The sequence below is a fragment of the Crassaminicella indica genome (assembly GCF_019203185.1).
In the GTDB taxonomy this organism is placed as follows: Bacteria; Bacillota; Clostridia; order Peptostreptococcales; family Thermotaleaceae; genus Crassaminicella; species Crassaminicella indica.
In genome coordinates, this window is record NZ_CP078093.1 from 101,712 (window position 1) to 120,183 (window position 18,472).

An 18,472-nucleotide genomic window follows, 5' to 3' on the forward strand; every position below is an offset into this window, starting at 1 on the left:
CCCCTTTACATAACACCTCTAAAAAAGTGTCCTTTTGTCAGACCTTTTTCTTTCATCTTCTTTATAAAGCTTTTTAAATCTTTGCTTCTTTTATTTCCTTCAATAATATTTTGCATCTCTTCTATATAAGCATTTATTGTATCTTCAATCTCCTTTGAACCTTCATCTGTAAAATTTATTCTAAAGCTACTTAAACCTAAATCCATCAATTCTTTCATATGCTCAATCAAGCATAATTTTTGAGCATTTAATATTTGAACTTTACAATTATTATCTCTCATCATTGGAAAAACTACCCCTAATGGATCTTTTAGTCCAAATTTGTTTCTTTCACAAGCCCCGCAAGAATTTTTATCATTTTTCAATACTGTAGACACAGGACAATATTTACTAATCATAAGAGGTAAATTTCCATGAATAATCACTTCACAAGGAATATAAGATTTTTCTATGATTTCTTTTATTTCCTTTAATGTAAGCTCTATAGACAAAGTAACTTCTTTTACGTTAATTTCTTTTAAATATTTCACTGCTCCATTATTAAATACATTAAATGAAAAATCTGTAATCATATAAATATCTTCCAATTTTTTCATTATATTTAATACACCTAAATTTGAAACCAGCACTCCTTGTACTCTTAAGCTTTTAAATTTTTCCTTAATAATCTTCAATTCTTTATCCTCTGTAATTCTTGAAAAAGATGGAAATAGCGGTATGCTATAATCCTCTACCAAGCTTAAAGCTTTTTCTATTGTATCAAAATCATTGTAGTAAATTCTACCTATATTAAGCCCTAATACAGCCTTCAACTGATTAATATTATTCACGCTTACAGAAAGCCTCACTTGTTTTTTATTTTCTTTCTCTTTATCTTCAAGCCAGCTTTCCATTCCTCCATAAAAGTTTTCTGAATTTATATTTTTTCTATGATTATGATTTTTCCTTAAAGCATTCATCTTTTCGATGGCTTTTCTTCTTAACCCGTTCATTTCTCCAATAGGAATTACTACTTCTTCATCTAACTGAATATCTAATTTCTTTAATTCATAAGGAGTATTTCCAAGCTTTGAAATTTGTTCATAAATCCGCTCTTTAGTAAGAGGTCTTTTGAGTGCTTTTTCGGCCTTAGCTTCTCCTTTTTCACAAACAACATTTCCTATATCATCCCATAATGATAATTCTATTTTTTTATCTAACAGACATTTAAACTCTCCATAAATAGGTATATTTTTATCTTTTCTTTCATATGTTTCGCGTAGCTTTTTTAAAAGCCTCATATCAGAGGTTTTATATACTAGACAATCCTTCGATACTACATGCTTAAAATTTATTTCAACAATATCGCCCGCTCTCCCTATATCTGTCTTTATACCGCCTTTTAAAATATACTCTACAATAGTTCCTGGATTATCTCCCTTTTTAGCCCATATCTCAAGTCCATCACCCTTTGATAGTTCCTCTTCTAATTTTATCTTTACCCTCCTTTTTCTTTTGTCATAATCAAGAACCTTTCCAAGTTTTATACCTCTATTACTAGGTTTTGAAAAGCTCATAAGATTTCTCCCTTTTTCTCCTAATATATATCCTTTTGTAAATCTTCTATTAAACATCTGCTTTACTTCTTTTAGTGTCTTTTCATCTATTTTGGGTTTCTTTTTATTTGAAATATACTGATCAATAGCTTTTCGATAAGCACCCACAACAGCAGCAACATATTCTGGTCTTTTCATTCTTCCTTCAATCTTAAGAGATTTTACCCCTGTATCTAAAATCTTATGAATATCCTCTAATGTATTTAAATCCCTAGGACTAAGTAGGTAATCCCCAAAATTATGTGTTATTTTTTTCCCTGTAGTCATATCTATTAAATCATAAGATTTTCTGCAAGGTTGAGCACATCTTCCTCTGTTTCCACTTCTTCCTCCAATCATACTGCTCATAAGACACTGCCCTGAATAACTAATACATAAGGCACCATGTACAAACACTTCTAGATCTATTTTTGTATTTTTTTTCACTAGTGCAATTTCTTCTTTTGACATTTCACGAGCAAGAACTACCCTTTTAAATCCCATTTCTTCTAAAAGCTTTGCTCCTTCAAGGTTATGAACAGACATTTGCGTACTTGCATGAAGTTCAAAATCTGAAAATAAATCTCTCACAAGCTTTGCTACACCTAAATCTTGAACAATAATTGCATCAACATCTATGTTATATAAAAAGGCTATATATTTTCCTAATTGATTTAGTTCCTCATTAGATACCAAAGTATTTACAGTAACAAATACTTTTACACCTCTTATATGACTATACTCCACTGCTCTTTTTAATTCTTCTTCATCAAAATTTGTTGCATATTGTCTTGCACTAAATAGCTTTCCTCCTAAATATACTGCATCTGCTCCACTTTGTATAGCAGCAACTAACGCCTCCCAGCTTCCAACAGGTGCTAATAATTCTATATCCATTTCATCATCTCCTGTAAAAACATCTATCAATCCAATAAAAAAGTAGTAATATTAGTATATCACTACTCTCATCATATCATTAATCATATTTTATTTTCTACTTTTTTCATCAAAATTCTCAATAAATGCATCTAACTCCTTTCTAGCTTGTACATACTTAATTTGACTATCAAAAACCTTATTTTGCAACTCCTCATTTTCATTCCTTACCTTTTGTATTTCATTTTCTTTTAGATTAAGCTTCTCTTTTAATGCTTCTATTTCCTTCTTTAGCATTTCACATTCATCTTTTTTTAAATTATTTTTTTTCTCTTCTGTTAATTGTTCAATGATTTTATTATATTCTATCTCTTTTGCTTCAAAATCTGCTAATACTGCTGCTAATTGACTGCGTGTTTCTTCTAGCTCCTGAAGGGGCTTTACTGCCTCCTCTTTTATACTTTCCATCTCTTTATTAACTTTAAAATACTCATCTGCAATATTTAGACAAGTTAAAACTGCAACCATTGACGTACTTAATTTTCTACTATTTCTCGCAATGTCAATCATTTTTTCATCAACAAAATTAGCAACCCTCTGCATATATTCCTTAGATTCGCTACCAACCATTGTATATTCTTGTCCATATATTCTAACAACCACTTTGTTTTTATTGTTCATCAATATCTCTCCCTCAAATAATTGGAGTCCTATATATGAATTCTTTAAATATAAGAAATTTCCTTCTATATAATCTATTATATTATACAGTAGCCATTAAATAAATACTATAGTAGAAGTAAATATCATTTATTTTTTGAATATTCTTCATTTGCATACTTAGGTATATGTCCTTGAATTTCTTGAACTTTCTTCTATATATTAGAATATTATAGAAATGACTAAAAGTTATCTGATACTAAAATTTTAAGGAGGATATTTATGAGTTTTATAAAAATATTTCCACAAATAGAAACAGCACAAATCAGTTCTTATGAACCAAATAAAGTATTTGGTCTATGTAAAAGTATGTACTTAGGAAGAAAAGCTACCAACAACATATTTCGAATGCTCTTTAAATTTCCCATTACATCGATTCCTGATGAATGTATAATTTTAAAAGCTATACTTAAAATCTATGTTAAGTTTGCTGGAATGCTCATTCCTAGTTCATTCACCCCCTATGCACTAAAAAAGGATTGGAATATACAAACCATTACGTGGAAACAACAACCACTCTTTGATCCTAATATATCAGGCGAAACAATATGTATAAAAAGAACAGGTTTTTATCACTTTAATATTACAAATATAGTTATAAAGTGGTATAAAAATGAAATCATAAATTATGGTCTTATATTAAAAGAAGATGAAGAATTAAAAAACGGAACCTATAAGCAAGTAAATACTGTTACCAACTCTAATTTAGCACCTATTATAGAAATAACCTATACGCAAAACTCTAAAATAAATATTATTCCTACACGCTATGTTTCAAAAACCGAAGAAATAGATACAGATGAGCTTTATAGGTTTTCATCTATAGTAAATATATCTCTTACTAAAACAATTACCTATCACGTTGAAAATTTAGGAAGTACCCCTGTAGAAATAAAGTTCCAAACTAGTCCAAATGGTATTAGTTTTGTTGATGATTGTCCAGAAACAAGAATAATAAAGCCTCACGAGCTTATTTGGACTACCCCTTACTCATTCGCTAAATATGGACGTATTGCCGCAAAAAATATTCATCCTGGTGAAACATCAAGGATTAGAATTTGGTATGAAGCACAAGAATAAATAAACAAACCACTGCAGCTTTACAGTAGTTTGTTTATTTTCTTTTTAATAAAATTTTTTTCATCATATTTAATCCTTCAAAATCTATTTTATTGAAAAGCTTTATACTTCTCATAAACTCATCATAAGCCATGCGATAAAAATGATGATGATAATAAAGCTTTGCAAGTCTTAATAATACTTCATCATTCTCAATGAGATTTAGCAGCTGCAATGATTTTTCAAATTTTTCTGGAGATGCTGCTTCAATAAGCATATTTAACAACTCAAAAATAATATCTAAAAATTGTTTAGATTCTTCTTGATCACTACTAATAGGATCACTGTTTTTTTCTTCCAATATATTCTTTAAAGCATAATATATCTTTCTTTTATTAGTGTTTTCAGGATCTCTTACTCTATTTAATAGTTTCACTGCTTCATACATATTTCCGCTGAGTATTTCACACAGTACCATATTAAAAATAGCTTTTTCATAAAGCTCTCCCTTTTTTATCCCTTCAAAGCTTTTGTAGGCTTCTTTATAATTTTTTAAAAAAAGCAAACACATCCCTTTTTTGTAAATCTGCTTCCATGAAATCTGTATTATTTCTTCAGCTTTTTCAATATATCCATAGGCAATTTCATACTTTCTTAGCTTAAAATATATATTAAAGAGGATATCATATTCTTTTCCATCTAAATCTGTTCCCAAAAAAACTTCTAATCTTTCCTTTACCTCCTGAATGTCTCTTTTCTGTTGCAATAATATTTTTGCTATTGTACAGAGAGGATCAATCCATTTAGGATTTTTTAAAAATGCTCTTTTACAACAAGCATAAGCTTCATCATAATCTTCTAATTCATAATATATCTGCGCTAAAGCATAATATGCTTTAAAGCTCCCTACTCCTTCAATAAAATTCAGATGTATAGGCGGCTCTCCTTCTTTTAAGCATCTATTCAACTCCTTGATAGCTAAAGAAATTTTATTTTGCTTATAATATATTTTAGCTCTCATGTAAAGTAAATCTGTAAAATCAGAATAATATTTAAGCCCTTCATAAATAACTTCTAATCCTTCATCATACATCTGTAGTTCATCTAAAGACCTTATCATTCTAAATAATAATTTTGGTCCGTATTTTTCTTTCTGTATAAATTTTTCAAAAGCTTCTTTATAATATGCATACGCTTTTTTATAATCTTGATCATCAAAATACTGATTTCCCAGCTGATAAGCAGTTTTAGGATTAATATTTTTAATCTTTATATTTTTTCTTCCAGCAGTATCATTTTTTTGCTCTAATTTTTCAAAATCTATTTGTAATTTTGGTACATACTCATCATTGTCTTTACTATAAAAAGCTACCAAAGAATTCTTTTTTTCATCTAAAGCTTTTATCATTAATCCATAATTAGAATATTTTTCACAATACCAGTCATTAAAAAATTTTGTTATGTCTATTTTTACATACGTATTAATTTCCTCATTGATGATCAAAGTTTCATAAAGCCCATCATCTATAGCAGGTTGATTGCTATAATTTACAGTATTTTCTTCAAATTTTTCTTTAATTCTATACACTTGAAACTCTTTTTTATATGATGGATGATCATTTCTAACAACATACAAAAACAATTCTACTTTTTTGATTCTTCCTGTTCCTTCTAAAGCTGGCAGATCAAAATGAATTAAACTTCTATAAACAGAATGATTCATATATTTTCCAACAAACAGCGCGTAATAATCTCCATAATTTTCATAAGGCATAGCACTATTTATGGCTGCATCTTTAAAAGGCTTCTGTTCTATTATTTCTATCATATTTATTCACTCACTTTATATTTTTATACTATAACCACGGTGAATTGTTTCCCTATATTATACGAAATAAATTTTTATGTTGTGAATAAACTAGACTGATCTAATGCATTTTTCATCATTTCTAAACCTTCTCGATCGATTCTGCCAAATATTTTTATAGACCTTATAAACTCTTGATAGGCTAACTGATAATATCTATTGCTATAATAAAGCTTTGCAAGCCTTAGTAAAACTTCATCATTATCAATAAGATTTAATAGCTGTAATGATTTCTCAAATATTTCAGGTGTTGCTATTTTTATAAGCACATTTAAAAGCATAAATATTCTATCTGAAAATATTTTAGACTCCTCTTTATCTTCACTAATTACTGAACACACTTTCTCTTCTACCAAATTTTTAAAAGATTTATAAATTAAATACATATACGGATCTTTGAATGTCTTTGCAGTACAAAATAATCTTTTTGTATTCTCTATGTTGTTAGAAAGAATTTCGCAAAGAATCATTTTATATACAGCCTGTTTATAGTAATCTCCTCCTTTTATTTTTTCAAAATAGCTATAAGCTTCTTTATAATCCTTCATAAATAAATAACTCATACCTACATAATAATTTAATCTAGTATCCTCCTTTAAAATATCTTTTGCCTTTAGAAAATATTCAAGAGCTACATCATATTCCTCCTTTTCAAAGAATATATCTCCTAGTTTTGTATATGCCTCTACATTAAGAGGAATTTCAAAAAATCTTTCTAACTGAAGCTTCACTATATCGATCTTTTTTTCCTTTTTCATCAGTATTTCAGCAATTCTATAAAGTGGTATATGAAAGCTAGGCTTTGCCTTTATTGTTTTTATATAATAATTATAAGCTTCATCATAATCTCCTAATTCTAAGTAAATTTCTCCTAATGCATAACTTGCTTTGTATCCTCCTACATCATTCATATTACATAAATCAATAGGTGCTTCTCCCATAATTAAACACTTTTTGAACTCTTTAATAGCTAATGAATATTTCTTTTGCTTATGATATAAACAAGCTTTTAGATATACTAAATCTGTAAATTTATCATAGTAGCAAAGTCCTTTGTTAATTACTTCCATTTCTTCATCGTATTTATGGAGTGCATCTAAAGACAAAATCATTCTTAATAAAAGCTTTGGAGTTACAGCAGATTTAGGTGTAAATTTTTTATATACTTTATAATAATACTCTAAAGCTTTTTCAAACTGTTCTAATCTTAAATACTCATTGCCAATATTAAATAAATGAAAATGATTATTAGGATCCTCCTTTAAAATTTTTTTTAAAAGCTGCATATTTCTATCTGATTTTTTTTTCTCTTTTGCAACAGTTTTTAAATATCCATAGTGATAAACAATTATTTTTTCTATTTTTACTTTGCTATTTTCAATTATAGGATTATTTTTATTGCATATTTGCTCATGAATTGCACCTTTATAATAATATCCCTTATTATTTCTAATAAGACGAATGTTTAAATTACTAGCTGTTTCTAGTCCTGGTTTATTACCAATATAGCTTAATGTTTGAAATATATATATATCTATATCATCATTATCTAGCAATGGAAGAACTTTATTTTGATCTAAACTATTTAACTCTTCATCAGCATCCATTGTTAAAATCCAATCCCCTTTTGCCTGATCAAATGCAAAATTTTTTGCTTCACTAAAATTGTCATTCCATTCATAGTAAAATACTTTTGCCCCATAGCTTTTTGCTATTTTTACAGTACTGTCAGTAGAACCTGTATCCACAACGATTATTTCATCTACTATATTCTTTGCACTTTCAAGACACCTTGAAAGATTTTTTTCTTCATTTTTTGCAATTACACATAAACTCAACAACAAGTTTATTCCCCCTTAATAATTTGTAGCTATCGGAATAAATCCGATAGCTATAGGATTAGTTATGACCTTGATACCAAGCTACTACAGAGCCTGCAACTGTAGAATTATTTTCTAGGATTAATCTTGTATACTTGAGATATTTTTGTGTAATTAATATCTCTTTCTCTCCTGCTTCAAGACCTACTACGCTAGCTGCATCATCTATATAATAAGCTTCTAAATTAACTGGAGCTACTTGTATTTTTGCATCAATAGTTACTGAATCAGAGATATTCTTCACATAGAAGGAATACATATTCTTTTCTGACGTATCCATTGTTAAAACTGTAGCTGTAGCACCAGCAGCAAGATTACTTACTGTATAAACAGACTCAGCAAAACCATTACCAACTTTATCAACATTTACAGTATCTGTAATAGATTTCACTTCTGCTACATAAGTTACTGTATCCACTGTATCTACTGAACTTATATTATCTACTGTATCTACTGATTGTACATTTAATACTTGCTGTACAGTATCTACTGTATCTACTGATTGCACATTTAATACTTGCTGTACAGTATCTACTGTATCTACTGATTGCACATTTAATACTTGTTGTACAGTATCTACTGTATCTACTGATTGCACATTTAATACTTCACTTATTGTACCTATCGTAGAAATCTCACCAATAAGTAATTTCCCATTGGCGTCTACTGCAATTGCTCTAGTAGTACCACTATCTGTTCCATATATCTGTGTTTTCATCTGGCTAGCAACATTATTAAATACAATATTATTAGGCATAAAACTCCTCCTTCCTTTGCTTTTATTTAAGCTTAGGAGTTGTCTCCTTAATCCTAGTTTATATTATGTAAATTTATTGCAAGTGTGACAAATCAAAATACCTAAAATATACTGTATTAGAAGATCAAATAAATGAAATTTTTTAGTCTGTATCTATTTTAAGGAGTGATTATAATGAAAGGTATAATTTTGGCAGGAGGAAGTGGATCAAGACTTTATCCCTTAACCAAAGTTACAAATAAACATTTACTTCCAGTAGGAAAATATCCTATGATTTTATATTTAATTGCTAAGATGAAGGAAGCAGATATAACAGATATTATGATTATCTCTGGAAAAGAGCATATCGGAGCATTAGTAAACTTACTAGGTAGTGGCTATGAATATGGCGTAAGCTTTACCTTTCGCATACAAGACCAACCTGGTGGAATTGCTCAAGCTTTAGGTTTATGTAAAGAATTTGTAAAAAAAGATAAATGCATCGTTATGCTTGCTGATAATATCTTCGAAGATTCTATTTACCAATATGTTAAAAATTTTGAAAAACAAGATAAAGGAGCAAAAATATTAATTAAACAAGTAAAAGATCCTACTAGATATGGCATTGCAGAGCTTAAAGATCATAAAATCATAAATATCGAAGAAAAGCCAAAAAATCCTAAAAGTAATTATTGTGTTACAGGAATCTATATGTATGACCATAAAGTATTTGATATTATTAAAACCTTAAAGCCCTCTAGCAGAGGTGAACTAGAAATTACAGATGTGAACAATTGGTATATAAAAAACCACTCTCTTACTTATGATATTTTAAAGGGCTGGTGGTCTGATGCAGGAACCTTTCATTCTTTATTAAATGCAAATATATTTGCTAAAGATATTCATTTAGATCATATATTAAGCAGAAATTATAAAAAAAGCAGGTGAAATTTCTATGAATATACTTATTACTGGAGGAAATGGACAGCTAGCTCGTTGCATTATGGATATATTTACCGCAAAGGAATGTGCATTAGGTAAGCTTGATAAAATATATTATCATACAAAAATGATCAGCACAGATAAAAGCTCATTGGATATAACTTGTTTTGAAAATATTAAAAGATGTTTTACAAGCTTAAAACCTCATATAGTAATAAATACAGCAGCTTACACATATGTGGATGGATGTGAATCTAATATAGCTTTAGCCTATCAAGTCAATGCTTTAGGAGCTAAAAACTTAGCTATTGCCTGTGAAGCAATAAAAGCAAAGCTCATTCATCTCTCTACAGATTATATATTTGATGGAAAAAGTAAAGTTCCTTATAAGGAATTTGATTTTCCTAATCCTATAAATATTTACGGAAAATCTAAATATTTAGGAGAAGAATACGTTAAACAATTTTGTTCTAGGTATTTTATTATTCGAACAGGATGGCTTTATGGATATCATAAAAAAAATTTTGTAAAAACAATCATAAAAACTGCAAAAGAAAAAAAATATCTTGAAGTTATAGATGATCAAACAGGAAATCCAACAAATGCAGAAGATCTAGCCTATCATATTCTAAAATTAGCACTGACAGATGCATATGGCATATATCACTGTACAGGCAATGGAGAATGTAGTTGGTATGATTTTGCAAAAGAAATCACTAAATATGCAAATATAAACTGCATGATTCATCCAATCCATTCTTGTAATTATAAAAGTATTGCCAAAAGACCAGCTTACTCAGCACTAGATAATATTATTCTAAAATACAGCATCGGAGATAACATGAGAAATTGGAAGGTTGCTCTAAAAGATTTTATTCATCATTTATCTTTATAAAAAGGATTTTAAATATTTTTCATAATCTTTTGTACCTTATACCTATACGAAAGGAATGTTTTTTTATGAAAACTTATTTAGTTACTGGTGGGGCAGGTTTTATTGGTTCCAATTTTATAAAATATATGCTAAAAAAATATAAAGATATTCAAATCATAAATGTAGATAAATTGACTTATGCTGGAAATCTTGAAAATCTAAAGGAAATAGAAAATAATCCTAATTATAAATTTATAAAAACTGATATTTGTGATGAAAAATCAATTAAAAATATTTTCAAAGAAAATAATATCGATTATGTAGTAAACTTTGCCGCCGAAACCCATGTAGATCGAAGTATTCAAAATCCCAATATCTTTATTAAAACAAATATATTAGGAACAATAAATCTCTTAAATTGTGCAAAAGCTTCATGGGAAACACAAAATGGTTTTCTAAATGGAAAAAAATTTTTACAAATCTCTACAGATGAAGTATATGGCTCATTAAAAAGTACTGGATCTTTTACAGAAGCTTCACCCTTAGATCCACATAGTCCTTATGCTTCAAGTAAAGCATCCGCAGACCTAATGGTTAAATCATATTATGATACCTATAAAATGCCTATCAATATTACTAGATGCTCAAATAATTACGGTCCCTATCAATTTCCAGAAAAACTAATCCCGCTTATGATTCATAATTGCTTAAGCAAAAAAAGCTTACCTATTTATGGTGATGGATTAAACGTTAGGGACTGGATTTATGTAAAAGATCATTGTACAGCTATAGAGCTAGTGATTGAAAAAGGAAAATTCGGTCATGTCTATAATATTGGTGGGCATAATGAAAGAACTAATATACATGTAGTAAAAACAATCATTGAATATATCCACAAAAATATTGATCCATCCGTAACAGAAAATCTTATAAAATACATTGCAGACAGAAAAGGTCATGATAGAAGGTATGCAATAGATCCTACAAAAATTCAAAATGAATTAGGTTGGAAGGCTCAAACAAATTTTGAGATAGGCATTCATCAAACTATTAGATGGTATTTAGAAAATAAAGCTTGGCTTGAACATGTTACTACTGGAGCATATCATGATTATTATGAAAAAATATATAATATCAGGAGGTAAAAATGAATAAGTTTCAATTTATTCACACACCTATAGCAGGATTATACCTTATAGAGCAAAAGATATTTAATGACAAACGAGGATACTTTATGGAAACTTACAATTATAAAGCTTTTAAAAAAGCAGGACTCGATATGGTATTTGTTCAAGACAATCAATCAAAATCGAAAAAAGGTGTTCTCAGAGGACTTCATTTTCAAAAAAAACACCCTCAGGGAAAATTAGTAAGAGTCATAAAGGGAGAAATTTTTGATGTAGTAGTAGATCTAAGAAAAGATTCTAACACTTATGGAAATTGGTATGGATGTATTTTAAACGATGAAAACAAGAGACAGCTTTATGTCCCAGAGAGCTTTGCTCATGGTTTTTTAGTCCTTTCCTCTGAAGTAGAATTGATATATAAATGTAGTTCCTTTTATCATCCTGAGGATGAATGTGGAATTATTTGGAATGATCCAGACATAAACATTGCCTGGCCTTTAGATGCTGTTGATACAGTTATATTATCTGATAAAGATCAGCATTGGTCAAGCTTCAAAGCATACAATAGAAGGAATGACTATCTATGAAAACAAGTATTATACTGTTAACTTTTAATCAATTGCATTATACTAAGCTTTGTATAGATAGTATTAGGAAATATACAGATAAAAATACCTATGAAATAATTGTAGTAGATAATCATTCTACAGATGGAACAGTCCAATGGTTAAAGGCTCAAAAAGACATAAAATGCATCTTTAATGAAGAAAATTTAGGATTTCCTAAAGGCTGTAATCAAGGAATAAAAATAGCAAAAGGCAATAGCATACTCCTTTTAAATAATGATGTAGTCGTAACACCAAATTGGCTTGCAAATTTAAATGCATGTTTATATAGTGCTGACGATATAGGTGCTGTAGGTGCTGTTACAAATAATTGTTCTTATTATCAAAGCATATCTGTTAACTATAAAAATATAGAAGAAATGATCGCCTTTTCACAAAAAAATAACATTTCTAGCAGTACAAAATGGGAAAAACGATTAAAATTGATAGGATTTTGTATGCTTATTAAAAGAGAAGTGATTCAAAAAATAGGTCTATTAGATGAAAGATTCTCACCGGGAAATTTTGAAGATGATGATTACTCCTTTAGAATCATAAAAGCAGGATATAAATTGATGCTTTGCAAGGATGTATTTATCCATCATTTTGGTCATGCTTCTTTTAATAAAAATAGTAATGAATTTAGTAATATCCTTACTATTAATAGAAATTTTTTCAAAGAAAAGTGGGGCTTTGATCCGTGGAAGGATTTACAGATTCAAAATGCTTTAATTCATTTGATTGATCATTTTCATTTTGAAAAAATCAATGTATTAGAAATAAATTGTGGCTGCGGTGCTACTTTGCTTTATATTAAAAATATTTATAAAAACGCTAATTTATATGGAATAGAGCAAAATCAAGAAGCTTTAAAAATTGCTTGTACTTTTGCTGATGTTCAATGTATAGATATAGAAAATGAAAAGCTCCCATATAAAGAAAAGTATTTTGATTATATTATATTTGGAAATGTACTCGAATATTTGTATAATCCGTTAAAGGTATTAAAATGTATAAAAAAATATATGAAAAATAGCGGAAAAATTTTATCAAGCATTCCTAATATCATACATTATATCAATATTAGAAATTTAGTAAAAGGAAATTTGATATATGATGAACAAGCACCTATTCGATTTTTTACATTAAATACAATCAATAATATTTTCATGGATGCAGATTATAAAATCGAAACAATAACTGGAAGATCTACAACCCCCAGCGAGGACGATAAAAAATTTATTGATTCATTAAATCATATGGTAGAAAAAAATATGACAAAGCAATATAAATTTCAAGAATATTTTATAAAAGCAAGGAATAATACAGATGAAAATACAGAATTTAAATTCTTATTGAGAAGAATTGAAAATAATATATCTATTGAAAAAAATACGAAATTTTTAGTAGAAATGATTTATAATTCTAAATTGAATTTAAATACGCTTATGAATATCATCGACATGAATATCATAAAAAAAGATAAAGTACTCAATCAATTAGCATATAAATTATGTGAAAAAAATATGTATGAGTATGCAAAAGTCTTATTATCTAGAGCATATGAAATAAATCCTCAAAATATCAAAACACAAAAACTTTTAAAAAGCATAGAAGGTGAACAGATATGTTAGACCCTAAAAAAATATGTTTTATCACCTGTGTAAATGATGAAAAAATGTATGAAGAAGCATTATTATATATTAAAAATCTTCAAATCCCAGAAAATTATACAATAGAAACTTTATGTATAAAAAATGCTAAAAGCATAACAAAAGGCTATAATCAAGGGATGAAATTTTCAAACGCTAAATATAAAGTTTATATACATCAAGATGTATTTATTATAAATAAAAAATTTATAAGTGATTTTATAAATATTTTTGAGCAAGACAAAAATATAGGAATGCTTGGCGTAGCAGGTTCAAAAACTATACCATCAAGTGGAATATGGTGGGAAGCTCAACAGACATACGGAAAAGTTTATGATAGCCACACAGGAAGATTAGAACTTTTACAATTTAACACAGTAGCAAATAAATATGAAAGTGTAAAAGCTATTGATGGTCTGATTATGATTACTCAATATGATATTCCCTGGCGTGAAGACTTATTAGATGGATGGCATTTTTATGATGCTTCCCAAAGTATTGAATTTATAAAAGCTGGTTATAAAGTAGCAATTCCAAAGCAATCAAAGCCGTGGTGTATCCATGATTGTGGAATTGTCAATGTTAATAACGGATACGAGAAATATAGAAAAATATTTTTAGATGAATATGCTAAAGAATTATTTCCTTCTTATAAAAATAAAAAATCTAAATATAATGAATTTTATAATCTAGGACGTAAACTAATAGAAAAATCTAGCAGTATCATGAATGACTTCATATCTCATGCCAAAATATCCGCTTTATCAAAAGACTTTGAGAATGCAATGCTATGGGCTATGCATGCAGGAAAATTCGCAACTTTTCATCACTGTGGTATATTCGCTTCAAAGGAATTAGAAAATATTTTAATTGAATGTGCTAAAAATATAACACCAACTAAAATAAATATCGATTTTAAAATTCCTGAAAAAAAATCTTCAAAAAAGAAAATTTTACATGTCTTTAGCGAAGCCTACAACATTGGTGGGCATACTCGATTTATCAAACGATGGATTCAGGCTGATTCTAAAGAAAATGAACATGCAGTCATTATAACGCTCAATCATAAAACTACACCTAACTGGTTAATCGATTCAGTAAAAATTTCAGACGGCTTTTATTGTTGTCTTGATCAATTTTCTTCTAGTTTATTTGAAAAAGCAAATTTGTTACGACATATTGCTTACAATTGGGCTGATATTGTCATATTAAATACACATCCCTTCGATCCTATACCAACAGCTGCTTTTGGTATAGCTGGGGGTCCTCCTGTTATATTTTTAAACCATGCTGATCATACTTTTTCATTAGGACTTGGTGCAGTTGATCTGGTAGCAGATATTCGCCCTGCTGGGCAAATAATTACTTTGGGTAAAAAAGGGATAATGAAATCTCTTTTACTTCCAATCCCTATTGAAAAAAATATACTTCCATTGTCAAAAGCTGAAGCTAGAAAAAAATTGAATATTCCTAAAGATGCAATAGTCCTTCTTAGTATAGCCTCTGAATATAAGTATACCCCTTGTTTAGGATATGACTTTTTAGAAATTGTCAAGGATATTGTTACCCATAATGAAAATGTCATGCTCCTTGTTGTAGGCCCTAAAGATCATGGAAGATGGCACCAAGCTAAACTAGATACCAATAAAGCTATATTATCCTTTGGCATACAATCTGATCTAAATTTATTTTATGCTTGTGCAGATATATATTTGGATTCCTTTAGCATCGGTTCTCTAACCTCTACACTAGAAGCAGGCTTTTATGGATTGCCTATTGTTGGTTTTAAAAACCCTCATCGTCCCATATTAACAAACTACGACATATCCCTTGACAAAGCGGATACCCATGTCAAAAATATAGAATTATACAAGAAAAAAATTCAAAATCTTATTGATAATAAAGCATTACGCAAAAAAAGAGGAGATTTTATATCAAAAATAATTTATAATGATCACTACGCTCATTGGCATAAATACCTAAATACATTATATTCAGCTTTACCAAACAGCCATGAAGTTTTTGGTCTAAAGGATGAATTATTTCAATTAGATGAATTAGACTTTTTTTGGGCATATTTTCAAAATATAATTTATAAATAAATATAGCAAGGTAGAATCATTTATATAAACGATTCTACCTTATAATCATTAATTACCTTAAAGTTGCACCTAATTTTTCTTCTAACTCTTTTACAATTTTTTCATGCACCTTTGTTACTTCTTCATCTGTAAGCGTTCTATCCTTAGCTCTATAAGTTAAGGAATAAGCTACACTCTTATAGCCTTCTTCAATCTGCTTTCCTTTATACACATCAAATAATTTTATGCTTTCTAATATTTTTCCACCATTTTCTTTTACAATAGCTTCTATTTGTTTTACATAGATATCATCTTTTACAACTATAGCCATATCCCTTGTAACAGCAGGATACTTCGGAAGCTCTTGATATAATCTATCTAAGCTTGCAATTTGATAAATAATATTAAAATCTATTTCTGATACATATACTCTTATATCCATATCGTAATTTTCCATTACATCTGGATGGATTTCACCCATAACCCCTAATATATGATTGCCATAAATAATATTTGCACATCTTCCTGGATGGAATGTTTTATGATTTTTCTCTGGAATATATTCAAAATCTTTTATTCCAAGTCTTTCAAATAGTCTTTCTATAACACCTTTTAGACTATAAAAATCTACTTCTTTCCCATACATACCTAATGTTAATACTTTTTTCTCTATTGGTAGTGTTTCAACAGGAATACTCTTTGGAATAAAGGTATTTCCTAATTCAAACGCCTGAGCTTTTTCTACATTGCGGTTGTAGTTACGAGATAGCACCTCTAGCATATTCCCCATTAAAGTAGTTCTCATAACACTAGTTTCTTCTCCAAGAGGATTGATTAATTTTACAACTCTTCTCATGAAGCTTTCCTCTGGGATACATAATAAATCAAACGTTTTAGGACTTATAAATGAATAAGTTTGAATCTCATTTAATCCTACTGCATTTAAAGTATTTTTAGCTAATGCTTCAATTATTTGACCATTTGTCTTAGCTCCTTGTGTATTCCCTTTTGGAAGAGTCATGCCCAAATTATTAAAACCATAAATTCTTGCTATTTCTTCTACAAAATCTATTTCCTGGGTAATATCCAATCTAAAGCTTGGTACTGTAACTGAAAATTTTTCTTGCTTTGTCTCGACTTTCATTCCTAATCTTTCTAATATATCAATCATTTCTTCATTAGATAAATCTGTACCTAATAAATCATTCATTCTCTTTGGTCTAATCTCTATTACTTTTTCTTCTAATCTATTTGGATAAATATCAATAACGCCTTTTACTACTTTACCAATCTTTAATTCTTCCACTAATTCACATACTCTATTTGCAGCAATAATTGCAGTATTTGGATCGATCCCTTTTTCAAATCTTGCAGATGCCTCTGTTCTCAATCCTAATTTTTTAGAAATACTTCTTACAGCATTAGCACTAAAATTTGCAGATTCAAGAAGAATTGTTTTAGTATTATCAGTTACTTCTGAATTAAGTCCTCCCATAATCCCTGCTAATGCTACAGATTTTTCACTATCTGCAATCATCAAAATACTGTTATCTAATTTTCTTTCTGCTCCATCTAAGGTTACAAAGCTTTCTCCTTCTTTTGCTCTTTTTACTATTATTTTTTTTCCAGCTAAAGTATCTAAATCAAAAGCATGAAGAGGCTGACCTAATTCTAGCATAACATAATTTGTGATATCTACTATATTATTGATTGGTCTTATCCCTGCTTTCATCAATCTATTTTGCATCCACTGTGGTGATGGCTTTATTTTTACATCCTTGATCACTCTTGCTACATATCGGTTGCAAAGCTCACTATCTAACACCTCAACAGACGCATAATTTTCTATATTATCTACTTCTTCCTTTATATTGATTTTTAGCTCTTTTAAAGGAACATTAAAAGTTGCTGACGCTTCTCTTGCCATTCCCAACATGCTCAGACAATCTGGTCGATTTGGTGTGATCTCAAATTCTATAATATGATCATCAAATCCTAATACATCTTTTATATCCATTCCTAATGGGTAATCTTCATCTAATATATAAATGCCATCCTTTGCTTGATGCATTGGTAATGCTTTATCTTCAATGCCTAATTCTTCTCCTGAACACATCATGCCATTAGATATCACACCTCGAAGCTTCCCTCTTTTTATTTTCGTACCATCTGGAAGTCTTCCTCCATTTAATATAACTGGAATATATTGACCTTCCTCTACATTAGTTGCTCCCGTAACAATTTGAATAACTTCATCTCCCACATCTACCTGTGTTACTACTAATTTTTCAGCATTTGGATGTTTTTTGATTTCTAAAATTTTTCCTACAACGATTTTGTTTATTCTTTCTCCTAAATATTCCACTGTTTCCACATTAGAACCAGACATAACAAGTCCATCTCTTAAGTCTTTAATATCTATATTTTCAATATCTACATATTGCTTTAACCATTCTACTGGTACAAACATATCTCTTCC

13 protein-coding genes are annotated in these 18,472 nt (G+C 29.0%); 7 read left to right on the plus strand and 6 right to left on the minus strand.

Annotation, left to right across the window (positions count from 1 at the left end; genetic code table 11):
* Positions 1 to 5: 5 nt before the first annotated feature.
* The gene (locus KVH43_RS00700) at positions 6 to 2,471 is read right to left on the minus strand and encodes a U32 family peptidase (protein ID WP_218283034.1); all 2,466 of its coding nucleotides are present in this window, start codon (positions 2,469 to 2,471) and stop codon (positions 6 to 8) included.
* Positions 2,472 to 2,561: 90 nt separating this feature from the next.
* Positions 2,562 to 3,131 (minus strand): cell division protein ZapA, encoded by a 570-nt coding sequence (locus tag KVH43_RS00705; RefSeq protein WP_218283035.1) that lies wholly within the window; start codon positions 3,129 to 3,131, stop codon positions 2,562 to 2,564.
* A 261-nt stretch (positions 3,132 to 3,392) separates the two neighbouring features.
* Here KVH43_RS00705 and KVH43_RS00710 point away from each other — a divergent pair, with 261 nt between their 5' ends.
* Positions 3,393 to 4,250, plus strand: coding sequence for a DNRLRE domain-containing protein (locus KVH43_RS00710; protein WP_218283036.1), 858 nt, complete (start codon positions 3,393 to 3,395; stop codon positions 4,248 to 4,250).
* Positions 4,251 to 4,284: 34 nt separating this feature from the next.
* Here KVH43_RS00710 and KVH43_RS00715 read toward each other — a convergent pair whose 3' ends face one another.
* The 3 genes from KVH43_RS00715 to KVH43_RS00725 form a co-directional block, all read right to left on the minus strand.
* Positions 4,285 to 6,057, minus strand: a complete 1,773-nt coding sequence (locus KVH43_RS00715) for a DNRLRE domain-containing protein (protein WP_218283037.1) — start codon at positions 6,055 to 6,057, stop codon at positions 4,285 to 4,287.
* Positions 6,058 to 6,131: 74 nt separating this feature from the next.
* A complete protein-coding gene (locus KVH43_RS00720; RefSeq protein WP_218283038.1) occupies positions 6,132 to 7,940 on the minus strand; it encodes a tetratricopeptide repeat-containing glycosyltransferase family 2 protein in 1,809 nt (602 codons plus the stop codon).
* Between the two features lie 55 nt (positions 7,941 to 7,995).
* Positions 7,996 to 8,733, minus strand: a complete 738-nt coding sequence (locus KVH43_RS00725; RefSeq protein ID WP_218283039.1) for a DUF6385 domain-containing protein — start codon at positions 8,731 to 8,733, stop codon at positions 7,996 to 7,998.
* A 174-nt stretch (positions 8,734 to 8,907) separates the two neighbouring features.
* Here KVH43_RS00725 and KVH43_RS00730 point away from each other — a divergent pair, with 174 nt between their 5' ends.
* The 6 genes from KVH43_RS00730 to KVH43_RS00755 all read left to right on the plus strand — a co-directional run bounded on the left by KVH43_RS00730 (position 8,908) and on the right by KVH43_RS00755 (position 16,014).
* A complete protein-coding gene (locus KVH43_RS00730) occupies positions 8,908 to 9,660 on the plus strand; it encodes a sugar phosphate nucleotidyltransferase (protein WP_218283040.1) in 753 nt (250 codons plus the stop codon).
* Between the two features lie 7 nt (positions 9,661 to 9,667).
* Positions 9,668 to 10,549, plus strand: coding sequence for a dTDP-4-dehydrorhamnose reductase (gene rfbD / locus KVH43_RS00735; protein WP_218283041.1), 882 nt, complete (start codon positions 9,668 to 9,670; stop codon positions 10,547 to 10,549).
* A gap of 65 nt (positions 10,550 to 10,614) precedes the next feature.
* Positions 10,615 to 11,673 (plus strand): dTDP-glucose 4,6-dehydratase, encoded by a 1,059-nt coding sequence (rfbB, locus tag KVH43_RS00740; protein WP_218283042.1) that lies wholly within the window; start codon positions 10,615 to 10,617, stop codon positions 11,671 to 11,673.
* 2 nt (positions 11,674 to 11,675) lie between these two features.
* Positions 11,676 to 12,242 (plus strand): dTDP-4-dehydrorhamnose 3,5-epimerase, encoded by a 567-nt coding sequence (gene rfbC, locus KVH43_RS00745; RefSeq protein WP_218283043.1) that lies wholly within the window; start codon positions 11,676 to 11,678, stop codon positions 12,240 to 12,242.
* A complete protein-coding gene (locus KVH43_RS00750; protein ID WP_218283044.1) occupies positions 12,239 to 13,894 on the plus strand; it encodes a glycosyltransferase in 1,656 nt (551 codons plus the stop codon). The genes rfbC and KVH43_RS00750 overlap by 4 nt, the downstream gene beginning before the upstream one ends.
* Complete coding sequence (locus tag KVH43_RS00755) at positions 13,888 to 16,014, plus strand: glycosyltransferase (RefSeq protein WP_218283045.1); 2,127 nt, start codon at positions 13,888 to 13,890, stop codon at positions 16,012 to 16,014. The genes KVH43_RS00750 and KVH43_RS00755 overlap by 7 nt, the downstream gene beginning before the upstream one ends.
* A gap of 52 nt (positions 16,015 to 16,066) precedes the next feature.
* Here the strand turns inward: KVH43_RS00755 and pheT are convergent, their stop codons facing one another.
* Positions 16,067 to 18,463, minus strand: coding sequence for a phenylalanine--tRNA ligase subunit beta (gene pheT, locus KVH43_RS00760; RefSeq protein ID WP_218283046.1), 2,397 nt, complete (start codon positions 18,461 to 18,463; stop codon positions 16,067 to 16,069).
* Between the last annotated feature and the right edge of the window lie 9 nt (positions 18,464 to 18,472).